Genomic DNA, 22214 nt, shown 5'->3' on the forward strand with positions numbered 1-22214 from the left:
CGCTAATTTTTCTAGAGGTTTTGTAATAAAAATTAATTTTTGATTCAGATGAAGTGGGAGTTAGGAGTTAGGAGGTGGGAGTTAGGAGTTAGGAGAAGAGTTTTCCCCCTACCCCCCGCACCCTGCCCCTCTGCCTCTTCTCCATGCCCAATTCCCAATCCCCAGTCCCCAGTCCCCAACCCCCATTTCCCTAGAATCACTCAGCTGACGCTAAAATGAGTCCACAGTTAAATTTGATTATTGCTAAATGTTTACCATCGATTTAAGCATCAGAAACACTGCTTTCCCTATTTCAGTACAACGTAAGTCAGCAGAGGATGCTGAGGCTGTCTATCAGCTAATTTTGGCAGCAATCCGTTCTGGGAACCCTGACATTGTAGAACTCAAGTGCGAGGGCAAGACAGAGAAAAAAATTGCTGTCCGCGCTAGTGAAATTTCTGGGGTGCAGATTGTTCAGAAAGATGGTACAACCCCTGGTGGTGGCAGACCACCTGGCTTTTTCGCTGTAGCTGCTGAGTAACTAAGGTTGACAAATGTCTCAAGTTGGCATTGAAGTCAAGGATTTAAATTTCAGTTGGCCTAATGGAGAGAAAGTGATCAAATCTTGCTCTTTAGAAGTACCCAAGGGTGAGTTTTGGATGCTCTTGGGTACAAATGGCAGCGGAAAATCAACGTTACTGAGACTGCTGGCGGGGTTATTAGCTCCTGAATCTGGCGAAATTCGGGTTTTGCACCCCGTTGGTTTTGTCTTCCAAAATCCGGATCATCAACTGGTGATGCCAACGGTTGGTGCTGATGTGGCTTTTGGATTGGTGGAAGAAAAGTTGCCACCTGCTGCTACCAGAGCCAGGGTTGAGGAGGCGCTGGGAGCGGTGAATTTGCTTACCCTGCAACGACGCCCTATCTATGCACTCTCTGGGGGACAGAAACAGCGAGTCGCGATCGCCGGTGCGATCGCCCGTCGCTGTGAAGTTCTATTATTAGATGAACCCACTGCCTTACTAGATCCAGATAGCCAGTTAGATTTAGTTGCTGGTGTCCGCCGCCTTGTCAAAAGTCGAGGTATTACAGCCCTCTGGGTGACACATCGATTAGACGAGTTAAATTACTGTGACGGCGCTTTTTTGCTAGAAAAAGGCTCTCTGGTAGATAGGGGTGAACCCCAACGCCTCAAACAACGTCTAATGGAGGTAGACAGCGAAGCTTCCTAATTGAGTGCTGAGTAATGAGTGCTGAGTTAGGAGTTAGGAGTGATGAGTAATGAGTAATGAGTGCTGTTAGCGGTAGCGGGGCGTTTAGGCCGTGTTGAGTAAATAAGTAAAATTCATTGCACTGGCTCAACCCTAGCTATTCCTTAACTGCACTCTTGAATACTACTAAAAAAGAACTTTAACGCGCCTTTGTTTAAAAGGCGCGTTTTAAGTTGGTGCGTCTATCTTAGGCTTGAGTTTTGTGAGGCTGCCGTATTTTTTATTCTATGTAGCATAGTGTTACACACAATTGATCAATTATTATAAAACTTATGAATGAATTTTGTTAACTCTAGAAAATTGTGATTAAAAACCATGCCCCGTTCCTTACTCCAAGCCGTTTTGTTAGTGGACGGCTACAATATCATAGGTGCTTGGCCTTGCCTTAAAAAAACGCGTGATAGCGTTGGATTAGAGGCCGCACGGGGCGAACTTGTGGAAGCGATGACTGGTTATAGTGCGTTTCAAGGTTACACAACTCAGATAGTTTTTGATGCCCAATATCAAAATTGCTCTAGTAATAAAGAAATAATTACTGAGCTTTTATCTGTTTATTACACTGATTTTGGGCAAACAGCAGATACTTATATTGAAAAATCCTGTGCTTCTTTTCGGCAGCAAATAGCTCAATCTTTAATTTCTCGTGTGATTGTTGCTACATCAGATCGGGCACAACAGTTAATGATCCAAGGGTATGGGGCTGAATGGTTGTCTGCACAACAACTTTGCGGGGAAGTGGAAGCCACTGTTTGCCGGATGCGACAAAAGTATCATACGCGCAAACAATCTAAGAGTAGGTTTTTAGCTAATGCAATTGATGCGAAGGCGCGGCAACGTCTGGCTGAATTACGAATGGGATTGTAGTATTTAACACTCTCTGCTTAAGTTCCTGAATGGGTTTTGGCTGCAAAATTTCTATAAATTAAGCATCTAAAAAAAATATTATCGAAAGTACTTGCCAAATTCTATTTTTAGTCCTAAGATTATAAATCGTGAGTGATCCTCAGTAGCTCAGTGGTAGAGCGATCGACTGTTAATCGATTGGTCGCTGGTTCGAATCCAGCCTGGGGAGTTTAGAGATTTTGGATTTTGGATTTTAGATTATCGATCAGAGATTTATGGTCGCTTAACTCGGGTGTGACGTTTCTGAATCATGGGTATTTTGGTGCTTGTCCTAAACAAGTGTGGGAATTTTAAGAAAGACTGCGATCGCATCAAGGGTTTGTTCTGCACTTGTAGCAGTGAACATTGACCTATTTGCCAAATAAATATTTTTCTCAGATACTTGTTGTGCTTGAGCGAGGCGATGAGTATTTTCGGGAATTATGGAAGAGTTTAGCAGATAGCGATGTCTACGACGGGCTACGCCTACGCTCTCTCCTGTGCCGGATAATCCACGGGGAAACTCCCACGCAGCAAGACAAAGGCGTTGTCCGCAAACTAACGCGAAAATAAATTTTGACTCCAGAAGGCAATGCTTTTCAAGTGCCTTTAGTGCAAAAATATATAGAACAGTTGCTAGAAGAAGAATAAGCCAACTAATGCATCGACTTACAAAAATTAAATAGAGACGTAGCACTGCTACGTCTCTACATTTGTTATTAAAATCGCTTTTTCAATTCAACTTAAGTGTGAAATATCACAGTCAGTAGAGGTAGGAACGCCAACAGAAAGCCATGCCAGGATTGCAATTGAGCTTCTGGGGTTGGTTCTGGTGGTGCTAATAAAGCTTCTACTCTTTGTTCTAAGCGATCTGCACCAGAGGAACCTAATGCAGCACAGCAAATTTCTGATAAAACTGGGCTGCTACTAACTACTAATAAAAGTGATTCCGCTAGCACCAGAGGATCTACCTGCAATGCTGCATAACCGTCGGCACGAAGTTCGCGCAAAGCTAAAAGTTCTTCCCACAAAGGCTCTGTATTCGGCAACCATGCAGTGCAGGAACGCACCCAACCCAGCCAAAAAAACCAGAATGTATCCCTGTAATGGTGATGCCCTTGCTCATGGGCTAAGACACTTTCTAAATGAGCAGGTGAGAGAGTTTGCACTAATCCTTGGCTAACTACTAGTTCTGGTTGCCAAAAACCGATTTGACCTGCAAACAACGCGCCCGTTTGCAGCAGTCTGGCTCGTCTATCGCCAACATTCACTAGGGGACAGTTACGGGCAGATTCTACTGACTGCCAACCCTTGAAGGCAAGTTTAATGCATGAAATGGCAAAAAATGCCAAATAAATTAATGCTAGTAAATAGCTAATTGAGCCTGTATACATTCCGCCCATTTGTCCTTGAGGCCCCATGAACAGCACAGCGATCGCAGTCATGAAAATTAGCAAGGGCGGGAAGAGGAATAGAAACAGCGATCGCTGCCACCGCAAATTCCAATTGCCTTGGGGTTGATTCCAAACGGATCTTAACCACCAGCCGACTGCCAAAGCATTCAAAATCATCATCAGATGCATCATTGTTCCTCCCTGGCTTGGCGTGCAGATTGAATGCGTTTGGCGATCGCTGCTATTTGCTCACTAGCTGCTTCATCTAAACTATCAGCAAAGGCAGCAATAACATCGGGATTCCCTACCGCTAAAAATCGCTGTAACTGCTCGTGAGCTTTGATGACATCTGATTGCTGCTTACTCAGCATTGGCCGCCAATAGAATGCGCGCTCTTTCTTGTCGCAGGCTAACCAACCTTTATCAGTGAGGCGACGTAAAACGGTGGTGACAGAAGTATAGGCTAATTCGCGGTTGGGATCGGCGAGGATGCGATCGTGTACATCCTTGACTGTGGCTGAACCAAGTTCCCAAATGATATTTAAAATTTCCGCTTCCAACGGGCCTAAAGATAGTTGTTTAGGGCGGTAGTCGGGTAAAGGTGCCATAGCAATTTCGATGGGGAGTGGGGAGTGGGGAGTGGGGAATTGGGAATGAGTGAATATTCGTCCCTTTGGGTTGTAACCTTAAAGCTGTAAATTTTTCCCCTTTTAGAAGGTCTGTTCTAGTTTTAGATTACAAGATAGTGCAGCAGTCTGAAAGTCTAAAACCATATCAATGGACTTTTTGAATATTTATTAGGTATTAGGGACTCTTAAGATTTAGTTAAAACCCCAGCCCTTAGTAAGCAGTTTTCTTCCCCACTCCCATTTATGTATTGAATAACATACATTTTGTATTTTGATGGTAAAAAATGCTCCATAACTAATTGAAATTATAGTTAATGACCCCAACTAGGTAGAATATTATTTGCGGCAGTAGTATTAAAACAGGTGTATCCAGCCCGTGAAGTTATTCGTATACCACACTCCTGAATTGACTCCAACGGATAAAGCGCCAGAATGTGCGATCGCAGTTGATGTCTTGCGAGCCACTAGCACAATTGCGACAGTTTTGGCATCTGGAGGTGAAGCGGTACAAGTATTCAGCGATTTAGATCAGTTAATTGAAGTTAGCGAAAAATGGCCCCCTGAAAAACGTCTGCGGGCTGGAGAACGCGGCGGCGCAAAAGTTGCTGGCTTTGAGTTGGGTAACTCTCCCCTCGACTGCACACCAGAATTGGTAGAAGGGCGGCGTTTGTTTATCAGTACCACAAATGGCACTCGTGCCTTACAACGGGTACAAGATTCGCCAAATGTCTTAGCAGCAGCCTTGATTAACCGGGCGGCGGTGGTGCAATTTCTCCAAGATTTGCAACCAGAAACAGTGTGGATTGTCGGTTCTGGTTGGGAAGGTAGTTTTTCCTTAGAGGATACAGTTTGTGCAGGTGCGATCGCTCATAGTATTTTGCAACAAACCAAGTTGTCACCAGAAGAACTCGCTGGAAATGATGAAGTAATTAGTGCGATCGCTCTTTACTCTCAATGGCAAGATAACTTATTAGGATTACTTCACCTAGCTAGTCACGGTCAAAGATTGTTACGCCTTGACTGTCTAGATGATTTAAAATATTGTTCCCAAACTGATATTTTGGATGTTTTGCCCATACAACGAGAGACAGGAGTATTAAAAAGGGGATAGGGACTGGGGACTAGGGACTAGGGACTAGGGACTGGGGATTAAGGAAGAGTTTTCCCAATCCCCAATCCCCAGTCCCCAGTACCCAATACCCAATCTTGAAGCATTTGTCGGAGTCTTTGCCGCCAATGAGGGGGATAAGTCCCTAGAAGTGCGGAAATTTTTCCACAAGCAAGGACGGAATAAGCAGGGCGACGGGCTGGTGTGGGATATTCGGCGGTTGTAATGGGAACAATGCTTTCAACTTTCAAAGGGAAGCCTAGCTGTTGGGCTTCTTCAAAAATGGCAACGGCAAAATCATACCAGCTAGCAACACCGCTATTAGTGTAGTGATAAGTGCCGCTAATTTCTGGAGTTAACTGGGGAATTATCTGGGCGATAACTGCGGCTATATCTTGCGCCCAGGTAGGGCTACCAATTTGATCGGCTACAACACGGAGTTCTTGACGTTCTGCACCTAGTCGCAGCATGGTTTTGACAAAGTTACTTTTGCCAAAGTTTCCATAAACCCAAGCAGTACGGAGTATAAGGTGATGGGCACAAGTTTCCCGAATAGCTTCTTCTCCAGCGAGTTTGGTTTTACCGTAGACACTCAAAGGATTAGTCGCATCAGTTTCCTGATAAGGGCTACAGCCATTACCATCAAAAACGTAATCGGTCGAAATATGAATTAGAAAAGCTCCTAATTTTTGGCTTTCTTGGGCAAGAATTAGGGGTGCAATAGCATTAATAGCGGTAGCAAGTTCGGTTTCGCTTTCAGCTTTGTCTACAGCAGTGTAAGCAGCGGCGTTAATGATGATTTGCGGCTGCTTTGATCTGATAACTTTGCGGAGAGTATCGGGTTGGGCAAGGTCTACTGTTGGGCGTGCTACTGAGATAACATTGCTATGGGATGTGAGGATCTGTTGCAGTTCCTTACCCACTTGACCATTGCTACCAATCAGCAGAATTGATTTACTCATAGTCATTAGTTATTAGTCATTAGTCCAAGAGAAGCTACGCCCACTCTTTAACGTGGTTTGAATTATTCCGATGAAAGACAAAGTTTTTCCCTTCACCATAAAAGTAAGCTTAGGGTATTACAAGAGGAGGGGTCTGTAACAAAATCCAATGACCAATGACCAATGACTACTTAATCAAATATTTCAGCAGTTTTAAGAGGTTTGCCGGCTTGGTCTTTGGCTGATAAAATGGGTGATGCAGTGAGGGGCCAATCTATCGCTAAATCTGGATCGTTCCATAAGATTGTGCGATCGCTTTGGGGCGCGTAATAATCTGTAGTTTTGTAGAGAACTTCGGCTATTTCTGAAAGCACGAGGAAGCCGTGAGCAAAGCCTAGTGGTATCCACAGGAGGCGTTTGTTCTCAGCACTGAGTTCATAACCCACCCATTTACCGAAGGTAGGAGAGCTTTTTCTAATGTCAACGGCTACATCGAAAATAGTCCCGACAACAGCACGAATGAGTTTACCTTGGGGTTGTTGGATTTGGTAGTGCAGCCCACGCAGAACGTTTTGTTTAGAATAAGAGTGGTTATCTTGCACAAAGTTCGTAATAATACCTGTTTTTCGAGCAAAACTTTGGTGGTTGTAGGCTTCAAAAAAGAAACCGCGATCGTCTGCAAATACTTGGGGTTCAATTTGTAGAACTTCAGAAATTTTGGTATGTAAAATGCTCATTAATATTATTTATAGGATGTGCCGCAGTGTTCTGATTGTTAAATGAATTTAGCATCTATATTTTACAGGCACTCTGCTCAACCTTTGACTATGGCTTGTCCTCTTTTTAAGGAGTAAATTACGTTAGTTCAATTTGACAGTCATCGCCAATTAGAAATCGCAAAGCTTTGGGGCGACGGGCTGCAAGAGTCAATTGCGCCCGTTGTCCAATGACACTATCAATAATACGCTGATGGATTCCGGCAATTTTAGCGCCTTCTAAAATCACACTGTGTTCTAAATCAGTATCAATAAGTGTGACATTGTTTGCAATACTACTATAAGGGCCAATAAAGCAGTTTTCTAAATGACAATTGCTACCAATTACTACTGGCCCCCGAATTGTGCAGTTAATTACTTTAGATTTTGCACCAATTTGGACTCGTCCAGTAATCTGACTTTGGGGATCAACTTCGCCGACAACTGATGCCGTTAAATAGGTGTCGAGAATTAGTCGATTAGCTTCTAATAAGTCATCTTTCTTACCAGTATCTAACCACCAACCTTGGAGATTATGGGCTACAACTTGCTTTTTCTGATTAATTAGGTATTGAATAGCATCAGTAATTTCTAGTTCGCCTCTGGTGGAAGGTTGGATATTTGCGATCGCATCATAGATAAGGTGAGAAAAGAAATAAACTCCTACCAATGCCAAGTTTGAAGGAGGAACTTTGGGTTTCTCAATTAATTGTAATACCCGTCCTGTTTCATCCACCTGAGCCACACCAAAGGCGCTAGGGTTGACAACCGAACGCAAGAGAATCAGAGCATCTGGCTGTTGTTGACTAAATTGTTGCAGAAAGTAACGTAACTCACCTAGTTGAATGAGGTTATCGCCCAAGTACATAACAAAGGGAGAATCACCTAAAAATGGACGGGCGATTTGAACGGCGTGAGCAAGTCCAAGTGGCTGGTCTTGTACTATATAGGTGATCTTTGCTCCAAAGTATTCTCCATTTCCAGTTTTCCCTTGGACTTCTGCGCCGGTTTCTGGACTGATGATGATGCCAATATCAGTAATACCAGCAGCTACCATTTCTTCAATTCCATACCATAAAACAGGTTTATTAGCAACTGGTACAAGTTGTTTGGCTCCGCTGTAGGTGAGGGGACGTAGACGTGTACCTTTACCGCCAGAGAGAATTAGTGCTTTCATAAAGATTTCGGATTAATTCACAGTCATTAGTCAAGATAATCTGAAACTTGGACAAAATCCCAAATCTTGGTATCCAATTCTGGTGTTAGTGTATCTTTTATAAGTAACGGGATAAAACTTCGGCAGTTGCTTTTCCTGTTTTTTCCCAACTGAATTGTTGAGAGTGAGTGATACCTTGGCTAGAAAGGCACGATCGCAATTCTGAATCAGTTGCGATCGCCTGCATCGCCTCTGTAATTTCTGCTTTGTTGTAGGGATTGATCAGAATCGCCGCATCGCCAGCAACTTCTGGTAGGGAAGAGAGATTGGAGGTAATGACGGGAGTACCACAAGCCATTGCTTCCAGAACAGGTAAACCAAAACCTTCCCAGAGACTGGGGAAAACTAGTGCGATCGCTTGATTGATGATTTTTGGTAATTCGCTGTAAGGAATGTAGTCTAAGAACTTCACCTGATGAGTTATACCTAGTTTCTCAACTTGCGCTTTTAAAACTGGGGTATAACGGCGATCGCTTGGCCCTGCTAACCAAAGTTCGTAATCTTTGCAGTTAGGTAGTGTGGCAAAGGCCGTAATTAAGCGTTCAAGATTTTTGTGGGGATTATGCCGTCCTAAATAAAGGAAATAATTTTGCGTTGGTAAATCCAAAAAATGAAACTTTTCGCTGTTGTATGCTAGTGGAATCACAGTTATTTTGTCTTCACTAACTTCCAAAAATTTCCTTAAATCTTCAGCAGTTGCCATTGAATCACAAATAACGTGCTTTGATTGTCTTATTACAGCACGAATATAATAGCTGCAATAAAGCCGCTGCGTTACAGAAAACCATTGTGGAAATCTTAAAGGAATTAAATCATGAACAGTAACGACATAAGAACAGTAAGAAAATAGAGGAGCCTCTGGGATAGGAGAAAAGAGTAATGTAGACTTCATCTGCCGATACAGATTTGGCAATTTAAATTGCGTCCATAACAGACGCTTTAAATGCCCTTTAATACCAAAATCTGTTGTTATAGCTGGCGGCGACTGATGACATTTAATACCAGGAATTTCAATTGGACTTAATACGTCAATATCTAAGTTTTTTAGCTCTTTTAGTAAATTAAGACTATAACTTAACCAACCTGTAGGTTGAGTAGGAGCAAAGGATAAATTTGCTAGAATAGGCATAATAAAACGATAGTATTATTAATTAGATAAAGATGCTTTGACAGAAGATTTTTTTAAGGTAAATAACAAAATCAGAATTTTTAGACTGTTACGATTATTTGTAGTTACAAATTCGCCAAAGAATTTATAAAAAAGATATATACGTAATAAAGTTTGTTCCCACCAAGGACGATGCTTTTGATAATAATAAATCTGGCTACGTCTATATTCTATACTCATTATATTGGCAGCCTTTTGAATGGAATATCCTTTCAAATGAATCAAAGAGACATAAGGCGTGTAGATAATTTTATATCCTTGACACTGCGCTCTTTGACATAAATCTGATTCTTCAAAATACATGAAAAAGTTTTCATCAAATCCACTTAACTTATGAAATAAACTTGAGCGTATAAAAAAAGCCGCCCCGACAACAATATCTACTTCTTGAATTTGCTGGAATTTTTGCTCAATCAAACTTTTCTTAGTGATATTTTGATAATCTCGATGCATCTGAAGAGCTTTATATTCACCTTTAATTCCTAATGCTGGCGAAACAGAAATTTGTAAACTACCATCAGAATTCAGTAATTTCGGCCCAATAATTCCTACTTGTTGGTCTGCTTCCATCAACTCAATTAAATGTGGTAGAATATTACTATTAAGTACGGTATCAGTATTTAATAAAAGTAAGAATTCTCCACTAGCAAGTTTTGCACCTGCATTATTCCCAGTTCCAAAGCCGCTATTTTTAGCTTGTTTAATTAGACTAACTTCGGGAAATTGTTCTGCAATTAATTCAACACTACCATCACTAGAGGCATTATCTACAACGATAATTTCATAGTTAGGTATATCAATAAATTTTTCTATGGAATTTAAGCAATCTGCTAAAATTTCTGCTCCATTATAGTTAACTAGAATAATCGACACAGAAATAGGTTGCTGCTGGTTCATTTGTTTTGGATATTGCTTTTAGGCGCTTTAAATATGGACAACGCCTTGAGGAGATAATTTTGAACTCGTCGAATATCAAATAAAATTTTAAAAATCAAAATTCGTAGTGCTATGCCTTCAGAACGATATCCTGTTTTTATACTTTGGTAACAAAGCTTAAGAATAGATAAACCAAAATCTAATCGCTGATCGTCAAAGGGATTATACCAGCTTGAATCTAATTGTTGGTAAAATCTAGTCTGAAATGCTTTACTCAAGCTACTATGAATAAAATAGCTTTTACCTCTAATTCGATATTTTTTCCTGAACCACAACATCAGTTCAGGGTAAAAATTACCAGCATTTTGCATTGCTCCCACTACATTAGAAGTATGCAGCCTATATCCGACTAAAGGTTGCCGAATATGTACAATTTTACCTTTTTGAATTGCAACCAATGCGACCCACCAATCATGATGCCAACCAATATCATTTTGTTGCGGAAAAGGTAAAATATAGGGAAATAGAGATGTACAAAATAACAACGAGCATCCCGTCACGACATTGCGAAGTAGCAACAACTCCACTGTAGCTTTCTCAGGGTTTCTTCCTTCAAAATTCCAAGTCGAAGGATGGATAATTTGGTCGTGACTGTTGATAAGTTCTAGATCAGAATGAACTAAAAGTGCCTTTTCTGAGCGAAGTTTTGCTATCAGTACTTCTAGTTTTTCCGCTTGCCAAATATCATCTTGATCGGCGAAACTAACTGCTGTTATTGTAAAGTCATTATCACAATATTGCAAGCCTCGTTCAAAATTATAATAATGTTTAATATTATGGTTGTGAAAACAACAAATAAATCGTGAATCATTCCTAACAAGTTCTTGGATTGCAGTTTGATATTCAGGCTCAGAGCAGTCATCAACAATATAACAAACCCAGTTTTGCCAAGTCTGATTCTGAATTGACTTTATCTGTTTCTGCAAATATTCAGGCTGAGGATTATAGGTTGCTAAAACAATACCAATTTTTTCTTCTTTTTGCATTTTAATCTAATTTATGAATTTTACTTTGCATATAAATCTAATAATATACTTGTAAATTTTTTAGCCACTGCCAAGTTTCTTGAATACCAGTTTCTATCTGAACAGTAGGTTGCCATTGAAGAATATTTTTCGCCTTTGTAATATCAAGAACATTTGTAGGAATATCAACTTTTCTTCCCTGTATATACTCGACTTTAAAATCGTCTTGAATCACCTGACGAATTTTTTCAAGTAACTCATTGAGAGATATTCCTTGTCCGCTACCAATGTTAAATAATCTTTCAGTTAAATTAGGATTTTGAACATAATAAAGAGCTTGAACAACATCTAAGATATATAAATAATCTCTAACTATTTCTCCATTTCCCCAAATTTGAATTGGGAGACGCTGAAGTATGCGATTAAGAAATACAGTTACTGCACCAAGCTTACCTGTAGGATTTTGCCTGGGGCCATAGGGGTTAGCAATACGTAGAATACTATAGTCAAGACCATATAAATAGTTATATAAATAGAGATATTTTTCAATAGTTATTTTAGTAATCCCATAAGAGCAAATCGGCTCAGTAGGATGTGTTTCTAAAATAGGAAGCTGTTGCGGTAATCCATATACTGTACCGCCAGAGGAAGGGAAGATAATTTTTTGTACGGAGGAGTGAACACAATTTTCTAAAAATTTGAGTGTATTAATTACATTTAAATTGACATCTCCAATTGGATTATCATTTGATGTACTAGGAATAGTGTAACTAACCAATTGGTAAACAATATCAACATTTTTCAAAGCTATTTTTAACAAATCTTGATCCCCGAAATCACCATAAATATACTCCACTTCATCCAAAGGTTTTAGATAAGGGTTAAGTGAATGATTATAAACTCGTACTGACTGGTTTTTTGCAACTAATAAGTTAGTCAGATGTGAACCAATAAAACCATTTCCTCCAATAATTAGAGTACGCATAAATTAATTTAAAAGTTTACTATGTGGTTCAATAAAACTTAATTTTTTTGGCTGCGTATAAACACATTTTTAACAGCAATAAACCTTCTTGAAAGTGTTTAATATTAGATTGTCCATAAGTTCTAGGGTAATAACGGACAGGAATATCAGAAATATGGAGATTCAGTTTAGATGCTCCAAACAATAAGTCAAAGTCTCCGAAAGGATCGAAATCGCCAAAATATTTGCGATTGTCAGCAATTTTTTGATAGTTAATTTTAGATATAGCTTTTGTTCCGCATAAGGAATCCTTGATCCGGTTATCAATCAGATAAGAAAGTAAAAACGCAAAAAACCGATTTGCCGAAAGATTTAATAATGGCATAGCCTCCTTGGAACAAGGATAGATCAAACGACACCCATTAGCAAATTCGCATCGATTTGAGGCTAGGGCTTCAAAAAAATGTGGTAGGTCTTCTGGCCGTACAGTCAGATCAGAATCTAGAATTATTAAGATATCCCCAGTAGCGATCGCAAATCCTTCTCTAACAGCATTCCCTTTTCCTCTTTTTGTTTGTTGAAGGATTTTAATATCAATTTTTTCGCCATACTTAGCTTGTACTTTTTGAATTTCATCCCAAGTATTATCCTGAGAGTGACCTTCAATAAAGATAATTTCTGTATGTTCACCCATTTGAGGAAGGCGAGTAACACAGCTTTCTATATTTCCTGCTTCATTACGTGCTGGAATGATGACAGAACAAGTTTTGAGTTGATTTTGATATTTAATTCTGGACTCATAAGGACTTAATCGAGCCACAATAAAGTTCACTAAACCGAGTTGGTTAAATCCAGGCGAGGGACTAATAAAACGATTCAAAAATGGTGCTATTATCGGAAAATTTTTAGGTAAAAGTACCTTAGAACCATGCTGAATTACCTCAAAACCGGATAATTCTAATAAGTTACTTGTATCCTCATAACTTAACCAGTTAAGAGGAACAGTTGGCATTTTTTGCTTTAGAAAAAGGGCAAGTTGGAGAATAGGATTCCACACAGGGTTATGAAAGCTAATAATTAAGCGTGTTGAATCCGTACAAACTGAGCGAATTTGGTTAAAAGCTTTTTGAATATCCTCAAAATAGCTAATAGTATCTGACAAGATTACATAGTCAAAAGTTTCCTCTATTTCTATTTCCTCTATATCAGCTGTTTTGAAGTATAGATGAGGAAACATCTCTTGGGCAGACTGACACACTTCAGGGGCAATCTCAATACCTACCCCATAATTGGGTTTAACTGCGTTTAACAATGAACCCGTACCTGCACCAATCTCTAAAACTCGTTGTCCTTCTGGGACTAAAAATCGATATAGAGACTCGATATTATCATAGTAGTAACGATTTTTTCTGTGCCAATATTCAAGATTGTAATTGCTTTTTTGAAATGATTTTTTGACTAAACTTTTGTGAGAAATTGAAGATAAAAAGTTCATTGATAGTCAATTGTTAATTTTTTTGATTGATTCGGATTAGCGTTGAGCATAAATTTGGAGAGAGCCTCCAATTTCTTTAATCACTGGAATATTTCCGAGAAAATGACTAAATTTTTGAAAGAATGGAATCCAACTGTCAGGAATACCCGGATGTAGAAAATCAAAAGGTTTGACCCATATTTGACTAAAACCATTGCGTTTGAGAATAGAATAAATTTGCCCTCGAAAAAACGCTGTTTCATCAGGCGAATTTTGCAAGGCACGCCCAATGAATTTAATATTTTTCTCTATGGCAATTTGAGGATTGAGCATATTGGGTTCGGTAAAAAAGAAAGACCCTCCAGGCTTCAGCACTCGCAGTATTTCTGGGAGTGCAGTTATTAAATCAAAATGATGGAGAACAGCATTTCCTATAATCGCATCAAATGTCCCATCAGGAAAGTCGAGCTTGTTAATATCCCCCACTACGACTTTAGCCTTGGGAAAGTCAACTAAGCGTTGGTTAGCGATCGCCACTTGATTAGGCGAAATCTCAACCCCAACGATGGTAGCACCAGAGGTAGCCAAACGTTTTGTAAACTCAGCATTACCAGCACCAGGCTCAAGTACAAGTTTACCAGGGCTTAAACCACTGTACCGGATAGCTAGGTTGGCTCGTTCGTCTAGACGAAGCTGTCCCGCTTTCGTAATTGATCCCCACCAAACACTGCCCAAATCTGTCGCTAAAGCATTAAAATGTTCTCTTTCGCGATCGCTCCGACTATTCACGCTCATAATTTAGTCTTTCCTAACCATTGTGAAAACCATATAAGCCCACCTATGAGGGGGGGTTATTTTACTAAACAAACTAATCATCTGTGTGAGGAAACCACAAATTAGCTGATTCTCAGCCAGCTTTGGTAAACCGAAATTATGATGTAGTATAAACCGAAAGAAGTTCCAAGGTTCGACAAATTTAGGTGCAAGGTCAGAAGTTTCTAAATTGTCTATTTGTTTAATTAACCTGGCAATGCGCTTGGGAGTGGACTTTATCACATATTTTTCAGCTTTAACCAACTTGCCAAAAACACAAACGACAAAATTTAGACCGTTTGATTCAATAACAACAACCTGTCCCCCTACCTTGGTGAGCCTATTCATCTCCCGAATCAGTTTAACTTGCTCAGATGGATTAATATGATGAATTACATCTCGACAAAAAACCAAATCAAAAGATTCATCAGGAAGCTGAACATGAGTTGCATCATCTACCATAAAATGAGCATCAAGAAAATTTTTTTTAGCTAGTTTAATTTCCTCATAATTAATATCAATACCAGTAAAGGCAAAAGTTTTACCAATAGCTTTCAGGTTAAATAAATTACTACCAGTGCCGCATCCCAGTTCTAAAACTTTAGAACCCGGTACAATGGGCAGATAGTTCAACAGTTCTCGTTCTGCCTTGGAAATAAATGGGTTTTCAGTTTGCCATCTAAACCGTTGCTTGCAAGACTGAGCAAAATAATCGTCTTGATCTCTTGTAAAAAACTTAGACATAGTTAATTTGTTCTATATTTAGTCTAGCTATTGGCTTTGATTCATATCGAGGTTAAGCAGTAAACGGTTTTTGTTCCAATCACTTGGGCCATGATCAGTAACTAATAATGTAGACGGTGGTAAATAGATGCCCAAACCAATAGCTTTTGCACCATTAAGTTTACTAGTTTTAATTTTCACTATGTCATGCCATAGTGTACCTTTATTGACCACCCGCTTGGCACTATCTTGCTCATAGTCTGCCTGAGCTATGATATTTTTTGACGCGTCAAGAATATGAACAAAATTCAAATATTTCAGAGGCTGATCCTTTAGGCTTTGCCAAACAAGTTCAATTGTTAAGCCATCTTCTGTATGGTTAGTGAAAACCCCCAACAGAGTGAACTGCTTACCAAAACGAATATCTCGAAAGACAGGATAGCTTTTAGCTATTAGCGCCTTCGCTGTTTCAACATCTATCCATTTGACTGGGTTAGCATCAAGGAAAACCTTTCTCCATTTATATCTGCTTCTTAATTGATTCAGAGCATTTTCAAGTTTTACTTTGTCAATAATTTTTAACAACCTCAACGATGTCTCAGATTCAACTGCTAAACCAGCATCATCATAATTCATAGTGCTTAACCAAGCATGAAAAAGATTAGTTTCAGAAGCGAAGTCTGACACTTCTATATTTTTAAAGATATTAATTGCCTTAAGTTCGTTTTTAATTGGTTTGTCTATCAGTAAATAATCGTTAGAAAGTATCTCAGAGAATCTAAAAGTAGATTCAGTAATCCAATTTAGCGGATATTGAAAATCAAAAGAATTTAGATTGGGGTGCAATAGTTTTTCGTATAAACCAACACCTCCAAACACACCAGTGATATAACCTGTGCCTAAAGAGTAGATGGTTAAATCACGCTTCCTTTTATTAGCATCTTCTATCACTGATTTAGCTTGCTTTATCTCATTTGTAAAAGAACCAGATGTCAGGTTTACACCCAAAATATGCTGGAAATGAATTGATGGATTATGAGTAAGCAAAAGAAAAGACAAAAGTAACATTGGAAACACTAGTATAGTCGTGATAACCTTTAAATACCTATCAGCAAATTTACTACACGAGTGTCTTATTCTTGGGAATAATAAGATAATACAAATTAGAGCAAATGGGAAAAAATAACGAATCTGTGAATAATCAGTTGCTACAATCCAAAACCATAAGCCGATTAAAAAAACACCCAACGCACTGATTAAATCGACCGACAATATTTTGGCAGAATTGATATTAGCCTGATTGCTCACATTCAAAAAGCTAAATAGCCCAGTCAAAAAAATGAATATTAACCAATGCCAGCCCAAAGACATATGTATTTTGGCAATTAAAATTTGCAAAGAATCTTTATTGAAAACCGATTCTTGCTTTAATATCCTCACGGCAGTTTTGCCATATACCATGTTTCCAATAGAGAAATAATTAGACGTTAAAGCGAAAAATAAGCCAATTCCATAGACTAAAATAAATATAACTATACTGAAAGTTAAATACTTACGAATATTAATATTGTGTTGCAATCTATATCGGACAATTCCATGTATTGACCAAACCAATAAAATGGCAACCATAACCAAACCACCTGATGGCTTGATAAATAAACAGAATGTACTGGTAATGATTCCAGAAAATGTTAAACGTATAGAGGCTTCTTGAACACCACGTATAACTAAGGCAGTTGCTAGGGAAGCTACAGAGGCAATAAAGTTATCTACGAGTCCCCAGTATGTAGGCGAAGCAAATCTGCTGTTTATACTGGGTTCAAAATGATAAAATAAGGGAAGTGTAGCAAATGCCAAACATAAAGCAACTAATAACCATTGGTCTTTTAAAGTTACACAATAAGGTTTGGCAATTATCCATATTGCTGCTACAAATAAAATAATTGGTAAAAAAATTGAGCGGAAGAAAAATTTATTTGGCTTATCCGAGAAACCAAATGGATAGGACATTAGAATTGTTCCAGGAGGTCTTGTTGTCGGTTCAATATTTAGAGGAGAAACCCAAGTCTGAGGTTCAAGAAATTGGAATTTTTGAACTGTATCCCAAAAGTTTTTAGCCTTCTGTGCATAAGTAAATGAGTCCCAGATAGGGGTTTGCTCTGTTAAGGAAATACGGTGAAATAGTAAAATTCCTAGCGTTGCTAAAGCTATAATTAAGATTTGTAAAGGTAAATCTTCTTTTTTAATTTTTAAATACATGGTTAAAGAAGGATAAACGGGTCTTATGTAATTTGAGTTTTCTTTGTAGCTAAGTCCACTATGCATTCTATACCGTCGGTGGAATTCAAAATACTGATAGATATCCGAACAACCCGATACGAAGATAGCAGCAAGTAATTTTTCCCCTTATAAGTTCTTTAAGTCACTATAAGTACTTTCTAAATCATCTACATACTGCTCTATAGATTTAGGAGGTGACAATCTTTGAGCTAACTTATTCAACAAAGTTCTATCTTCATATAAAATACGAATTGATTTCGCCAATTCAGATGCATTCCCTCTCTCAAATAAAAGACCATCAATTTGATGTTGGATAATTTCAGAAATGCCTCCTACATCACTACCAATTACAGGACAACCCGCAGCTTGAGCCGAGTATATAACTAACGGCGTATTTTCATACCAAATAGATGGCACAATTAGAACATCTAAATCGGAAAAAACTTTGCTAATCTCGTGATTAGGGAAAGTACCGCAGAAAGAAATTCTTGGATCATCTTTTGCTATTTCATGAAGTTGATTAACATATTCAGGAAAATCATGTAAATTTCCATAGATTTTCAGTTCAATTGCAGCATCTGGTAAGTATTTACAAATAGCTTCTAGGAGTAAATGCACTCCTTTGTGTTCATATAATGTACCAATAAAACCAACACGTAGTTGATTTAAATGTCCTTTCTTAGTTTCCCGTTGAATATTCTTTGTATCTAATCCATAAGGAACAAATGAAATACGTTTAGGGTTTAACCCATTGTTTTTTAATATATTTTGCATTAAACGAGTTGGGACTAATACTCTATCAATTTTGTTCATGCGATTTTGCATGAATTTCGGGCGGTTGGTTAATGCAAGCACATAGTAACCGTAATACCAGTTTGCAGACAATATATTAGTTTTAAAACCCAAGATTATAAGTACTATTAACCAGTCTGGTAAAGTTTTGACTTTCTTCTTAATCTCAGGTGTCTGGGATGATTCAACGAGATGCCTCAAACAATTAACGGCACTAAAATTAGGCCCAGCGCATAAGCTATTATCAGCTAGTCGCAACTGATTAGTAGGACAAATTAACCAAAAATCTGTGGTTGTCATGACTGTGGGAATTTGAAGTTCGGCACAAACATCTATTGCAGATGCTGAGAGCCTACCTAAATGAAAAAAATGTACAATATCCGGCTTCCAATCAATCAAGTATTGCCGAAAGTAATTGGCAAGAAACAGGTTATTATACTCAGCTTCAACTATATTTTGCCCACCAAGTGAAATATTAGAATTGTGAAACCTAATGATTTTTATATCTTCATAAATGTAGCTGTCAAACCTAGCTGATTCTTCCATTTCTGCTTGAGCAGGATATCCAGTAAATACTGACACGTCATACCCACGAGATAGCAATTCCTTAGCAGTTTTATACGTCAGAATTTCTGTTCCTGATGAATAATCAGGTAAGAATTGATGTACTGTTAGCAATATTTTCATTTGTCAGACTCCACTCATTTTTTTACCACGTTTCAACTTTTCATCCTGGGCACCGCGATACTGCCCCAAAAAACTTGCTACAGTAAGTGCTGGTATGCGGAATAGAAGTTTTAGCTTTTTTTGTAGATTTGGCTCGTGCTTAACTACATAAAGGAATTCCGAGATAATTAGTTGTATGAGTGAAGGGTATCCAAACTTCAGGGATGGAACGCATTCTAACTCGAAAAGTTCATATAATTTTCTGTGGCACATATAAGTTCTTTTGTATTCATATATAACCGAGCGATCGTGAGAATGAATTACAATTGCTTGAGACTGATAAGTAATTTTCCATCCCATTTTCAAGGTACGCAGACACCAGTCAATATCTTCTCCGAAATCATTTTTTGTAAAAGCCACTTTTTCCCATGCTGTTTTCCGAATAGCGGAACAAACGTTATCGAAATTACAAAATAGATATTTTTCCAAAGGCGGTAATTTTTCGTAGATATCTGGGTTTGTCATCTGACGCACTTCTGGTTCTGCTCTACCGGTTAACCAATTTTCCAGATTTCTTTTAGTTAAAATATCTGCCTCTGGACGAGCTAACTGTCTGGCATAAGCTCCGCCAACAGCCTCATCAGTAAAATTTGCTACCAAGTGATGAATGAGTTTGTTATTGGCTGGTAATGCGTCTTGTGTCATCAAAATTACAATTTCCGCTGTTGCCAAGCTGATACCATAATTACGAGTTAACCCATGATTAAACTCTTGAGCAGGAATTACAACTACTTTTGCTCCAAATTCCTTGGCAAATTCTACAGTTTTATCTGATGAACTAGAATCAACGACTAATATCTCAAAATTTCCTTGATATTCTTGTTGCCGAAGTTTTGCTAAAACATCTCGGAATAATTCGCCGCCATTTCTAGTTGGAATGACAATCGATACATCAGGAGCTGATTTATGATACATACCTTAAATCTTCTTCTCCAATTATTCTTATTTTTGTTCTATCAGAAGTACTGGCACTATTTTTTAGTAAGTCCCATCATTTCAGTTAAGTAATTATTTCAAATTTTTAATACTGGTATCTACTAAGTTTTGTGCAAGCTATTAAATCATACACTATAGTCACGCATCAATACTCATCTTCTCCATCTAAAAATTTTTTCAGTTTCAACTATTATGTGTCGATCTGCAAAAATTTACTATGTATAATAGCAAGAATAGTTTTAATTTTTGCCAATTCAGCTTGAGTTTGTTGCAACTGTAAATGCGATCGCTCTAGCTCATTTGCAGATATGGTCAATCTATAGAGAAAATCTGATATCTTGCTTTTGTCAAGTTCAAGTTTATCCGTATCCCAAATAGGATACATCGCATCTAATATATCGATAAATTGTTTTGTTAAATCTGAGTTTGCGTTATCAAGAAAATTTTGTAGCCCATCTGTCACATAATCTCTGAGTGGTGGTGGAAACAGACCTTCTTCAGAATTACAATCTTGTAAACATTGTTGTAAAACTTTTGGTGTGTGGTAAAGTTCATAATGTCTTCTAGAATAAGCAGCTTGTTCTGTCAAAACTTCAGGAGTCAATCCCTGCAAATAACTATACAATTCTTCAGGTTTTTGCCAAAAATAAGCTTCTGGATAAACGATATCAATCCCACTTAGTACACGAGAATTATAGTTTTGATGACCAATAAATGGCGTACCCGATCCCATGACTTCAATAGATGCTCTCCCACCACCTAAAGGGAAAGAATTAAGGTATACATCTATTTTTTGCTCACCTATTGTCCACCATAAACTTTTTACCCAAGGAATATAAATAAATGATTCTTGGGTAATACCTCTTTCTTCTAAGCCCTGCCTAATTCTTTCTAAACTGTAATGCGATAGCTCGCCAATGTGTACATGCACTCCTTGTGTCACATCCAGAATTTTTGGGACTTCTTCAATATAACTGTAAGGATAGATTTGCTCAAACTTATTACCACTCCCTGAAGAGCAAGTTCTCAGTTTGCCATTTGCTATAAATGGTAATTCAGGTGAACGTGTACCTAAGTCTTCAACCACCAAAGGGATATATCTAGTATTAGCAACACCCAAATTATGGCGGCAGTTGTAAAAACCAAAAGTGTGTGGATCAATATGTTTTGCATGAGATAAATATAAGCCTAAACACAGTTGATGATCGCAGTGATGGTAAAAAAATAATTGTTGGGCGAGATGAGGTTGTACAGCTGCAATAGCTACAGCATCTTGCCAGTGATTAAACAAAAATACCTGACTTAATTGTTTCTCTATTAACTGAGATTGCAACCAAAAAAGTTTATCTAGTAAAGTACTTTGGGGTGCCCACTCGATTTTTACATTGAGATATGCAAACCTACTTAAAATAATTTCACGATTAACTGTATTAAATATATCTGTAATTAAAATTATGTGTTTTCTATGCGGTTGCGCTTTAATCAAATCTTCTAATAGTGCAGTATGTCCACCTGTTTTATAAAGTTCAGTAGCAATATATATAATATTTCCGTTTTCATGATTAGAGGATGAGTCGATTGCCAATAATGGCTCTTGATGTTCTAAAGCTTTAGCGCCGATCTGCTGGCAGAGTTTATCTAAAGTTGCAGAACCAAATACTTTAGCTGTGGCTCGATTATCTCTAATAATTTTTTCGACAAAGTTAACAAGTAAATGCAAAGGATTTTCTAAATCCCCCGATCTCATATATTCAGCTATTTGAGATTCTACATTCAAAATATAATTATTATACATAACTACTACAAAATGGCTAAAACCAATTGACTGCTAAATCTAATACAAATATCATCCCCAATAAAAGGATTTTGAAAAATAAAATAAGGATCGTAACCACATACCATCCAAGTCTCTTGATTTTTAAAATCTATATGTATCTGATGACGATTAATTGAGTTATCCTCTGGATTGCAGTTTATTTTTTCCACTGCTTCTATTTCTTGAATACGGATAATTTCAAAGTTAGGATTTTTATGGAATGAAAATAAAAAGCCAGGGTCTATCCGTAAGTATTGTGGTGATTTTGATAAATTAATTTTGATGTCAATAGGCTCACCAAATCCAGCAATAGTTGAAACTAACAAGCTGTGAGATTCTTGAAAATCTAATGTATCTGCATAGAATAATTGCAAAGTAAATTGAACGCTGTTCCGCTGTTTTTGAGATAAAATATTAGTAACTAATGATGACGAGTAAAGATTCAC

Annotated in this window: 22 protein-coding genes and 1 tRNA gene; 5 read left to right on the forward strand and 18 right to left on the reverse strand. The window is 38.1% G+C overall.

Translation table 11 applies throughout. From position 1 onward, the window contains the following. Positions 1-247 precede the first annotated feature (247 nt). From V7K76_RS07150 to V7K76_RS07165, 4 genes are all read left to right on the forward strand, one after another. On the forward strand, positions 248-520 hold the full coding sequence (locus V7K76_RS07150) for a hypothetical protein (RefSeq protein ID WP_012410874.1): 273 nt from the start codon (positions 248-250) through the stop codon (positions 518-520). Positions 521-533: 13 nt separating this feature from the next. Continuing rightward, a complete protein-coding gene (locus tag V7K76_RS07155) occupies positions 534-1211 on the forward strand; it encodes an ABC transporter ATP-binding protein (protein ID WP_179066788.1) in 678 nt (225 codons plus the stop codon). 354 nt (positions 1212-1565) lie between these two features. After that, positions 1566-2114, forward strand: coding sequence for an NYN domain-containing protein (locus V7K76_RS07160; protein WP_334706186.1), 549 nt, complete (start codon positions 1566-1568; stop codon positions 2112-2114). A gap of 136 nt (positions 2115-2250) precedes the next feature. Then, positions 2251-2322 (forward strand) — tRNA-Asn (locus V7K76_RS07165). A 102-nt stretch (positions 2323-2424) separates the two neighbouring features. Here V7K76_RS07165 and V7K76_RS07170 read toward each other — a convergent pair. From V7K76_RS07170 to V7K76_RS07180, 3 genes are read right to left on the reverse strand one after another with little or no spacing between them, the layout of a single operon-like run. Continuing rightward, entirely contained in the window at positions 2425-2829 is a 405-nt protein-coding gene (locus tag V7K76_RS07170; RefSeq protein WP_334778369.1) for a hypothetical protein, read from the reverse strand. Between the two features lie 46 nt (positions 2830-2875). Then, the gene (locus V7K76_RS07175) at positions 2876-3715 is read right to left on the reverse strand and encodes a M56 family metallopeptidase (protein WP_334951411.1); all 840 of its coding nucleotides are present in this window, start codon (positions 3713-3715) and stop codon (positions 2876-2878) included. Next, positions 3715-4134 (reverse strand): BlaI/MecI/CopY family transcriptional regulator, encoded by a 420-nt coding sequence (locus V7K76_RS07180; protein WP_069069046.1) that lies wholly within the window; start codon positions 4132-4134, stop codon positions 3715-3717. The genes V7K76_RS07175 and V7K76_RS07180 overlap by 1 nt, the downstream gene beginning before the upstream one ends. A 397-nt stretch (positions 4135-4531) precedes the next feature. On the opposite strand from V7K76_RS07180, the gene V7K76_RS07185 reads away from it, so the two are divergent. After that, a complete protein-coding gene (locus V7K76_RS07185; protein WP_334778370.1) occupies positions 4532-5266 on the forward strand; it encodes a 2-phosphosulfolactate phosphatase family protein in 735 nt (244 codons plus the stop codon). 38 nt (positions 5267-5304) lie between these two features. Here V7K76_RS07185 and rfbD read toward each other — a convergent pair whose 3' ends face one another. From rfbD to V7K76_RS07260, 15 genes are all read right to left on the reverse strand, one after another. Beyond that, positions 5305-6225: a dTDP-4-dehydrorhamnose reductase gene (gene rfbD / locus V7K76_RS07190; RefSeq protein ID WP_334778495.1), complete on the reverse strand. Its 921-nt coding sequence runs from the start codon at positions 6223-6225 to the stop codon at positions 5305-5307. Positions 6226-6395: 170 nt separating this feature from the next. Next, entirely contained in the window at positions 6396-6941 is a 546-nt protein-coding gene (gene rfbC / locus V7K76_RS07195) for a dTDP-4-dehydrorhamnose 3,5-epimerase (protein WP_334778371.1), read from the reverse strand. Positions 6942-7059: 118 nt separating this feature from the next. Further along, positions 7060-8136 carry a glucose-1-phosphate thymidylyltransferase gene (locus tag V7K76_RS07200; RefSeq protein WP_334778372.1) on the reverse strand — a complete coding sequence of 359 codons (1077 nt, stop codon included), beginning with the start codon at positions 8134-8136 and terminating at the stop codon, positions 7060-7062. Positions 8137-8233: 97 nt separating this feature from the next. Further along, positions 8234-9304, reverse strand: coding sequence for a glycosyltransferase family 4 protein (locus V7K76_RS07205; protein WP_334778373.1), 1071 nt, complete (start codon positions 9302-9304; stop codon positions 8234-8236). An 18-nt stretch (positions 9305-9322) separates the two neighbouring features. After that, positions 9323-10240 carry a glycosyltransferase family 2 protein gene (locus tag V7K76_RS07210; RefSeq protein WP_334778374.1) on the reverse strand — a complete coding sequence of 306 codons (918 nt, stop codon included), beginning with the start codon at positions 10238-10240 and terminating at the stop codon, positions 9323-9325. After that, a complete protein-coding gene (locus V7K76_RS07215) occupies positions 10237-11265 on the reverse strand; it encodes a glycosyltransferase family 2 protein (protein WP_334778375.1) in 1029 nt (342 codons plus the stop codon). Before V7K76_RS07215 ends, V7K76_RS07210 begins: the two co-directional genes overlap by 4 nt. Positions 11266-11302: 37 nt before the next feature. Then, the gene (locus V7K76_RS07220) at positions 11303-12229 is read right to left on the reverse strand and encodes an NAD-dependent epimerase/dehydratase family protein (RefSeq protein ID WP_334778376.1); all 927 of its coding nucleotides are present in this window, start codon (positions 12227-12229) and stop codon (positions 11303-11305) included. Positions 12230-12257: 28 nt separating this feature from the next. After that, a complete protein-coding gene (locus V7K76_RS07225; protein WP_334778377.1) occupies positions 12258-13703 on the reverse strand; it encodes a glycosyltransferase in 1446 nt (481 codons plus the stop codon). A 36-nt stretch (positions 13704-13739) separates the two neighbouring features. Then, a complete protein-coding gene (locus V7K76_RS07230) occupies positions 13740-14477 on the reverse strand; it encodes a class I SAM-dependent methyltransferase (RefSeq protein WP_334778378.1) in 738 nt (245 codons plus the stop codon). Between the two features lie 3 nt (positions 14478-14480). Next, positions 14481-15239 (reverse strand): class I SAM-dependent methyltransferase, encoded by a 759-nt coding sequence (locus V7K76_RS07235; protein WP_334778379.1) that lies wholly within the window; start codon positions 15237-15239, stop codon positions 14481-14483. Positions 15240-15266: 27 nt separating this feature from the next. After that, positions 15267-17477, reverse strand: a complete 2211-nt coding sequence (locus tag V7K76_RS07240; RefSeq protein ID WP_334778380.1) for a hypothetical protein — start codon at positions 17475-17477, stop codon at positions 15267-15269. Positions 17478-17624: 147 nt separating this feature from the next. Further along, positions 17625-18977, reverse strand: coding sequence for a glycosyltransferase family 4 protein (locus tag V7K76_RS07245; RefSeq protein WP_334778381.1), 1353 nt, complete (start codon positions 18975-18977; stop codon positions 17625-17627). Between the two features lie 3 nt (positions 18978-18980). Then, positions 18981-19931, reverse strand: coding sequence for a glycosyltransferase family 2 protein (locus V7K76_RS07250; RefSeq protein WP_334778382.1), 951 nt, complete (start codon positions 19929-19931; stop codon positions 18981-18983). Positions 19932-20142: 211 nt separating this feature from the next. After that, entirely contained in the window at positions 20143-21747 is a 1605-nt protein-coding gene (locus V7K76_RS07255) for a hypothetical protein (protein ID WP_334778383.1), read from the reverse strand. Between the two features lie 5 nt (positions 21748-21752). Next, positions 21753-22214, reverse strand: coding sequence for a hypothetical protein (locus V7K76_RS07260; protein ID WP_334778384.1), 462 nt, complete (start codon positions 22212-22214; stop codon positions 21753-21755).

This window comes from Nostoc sp., assembly GCF_036917975.1.
In the GTDB taxonomy this organism is placed as follows: domain Bacteria; phylum Cyanobacteriota; class Cyanobacteriia; order Cyanobacteriales; family Nostocaceae; genus Nostoc.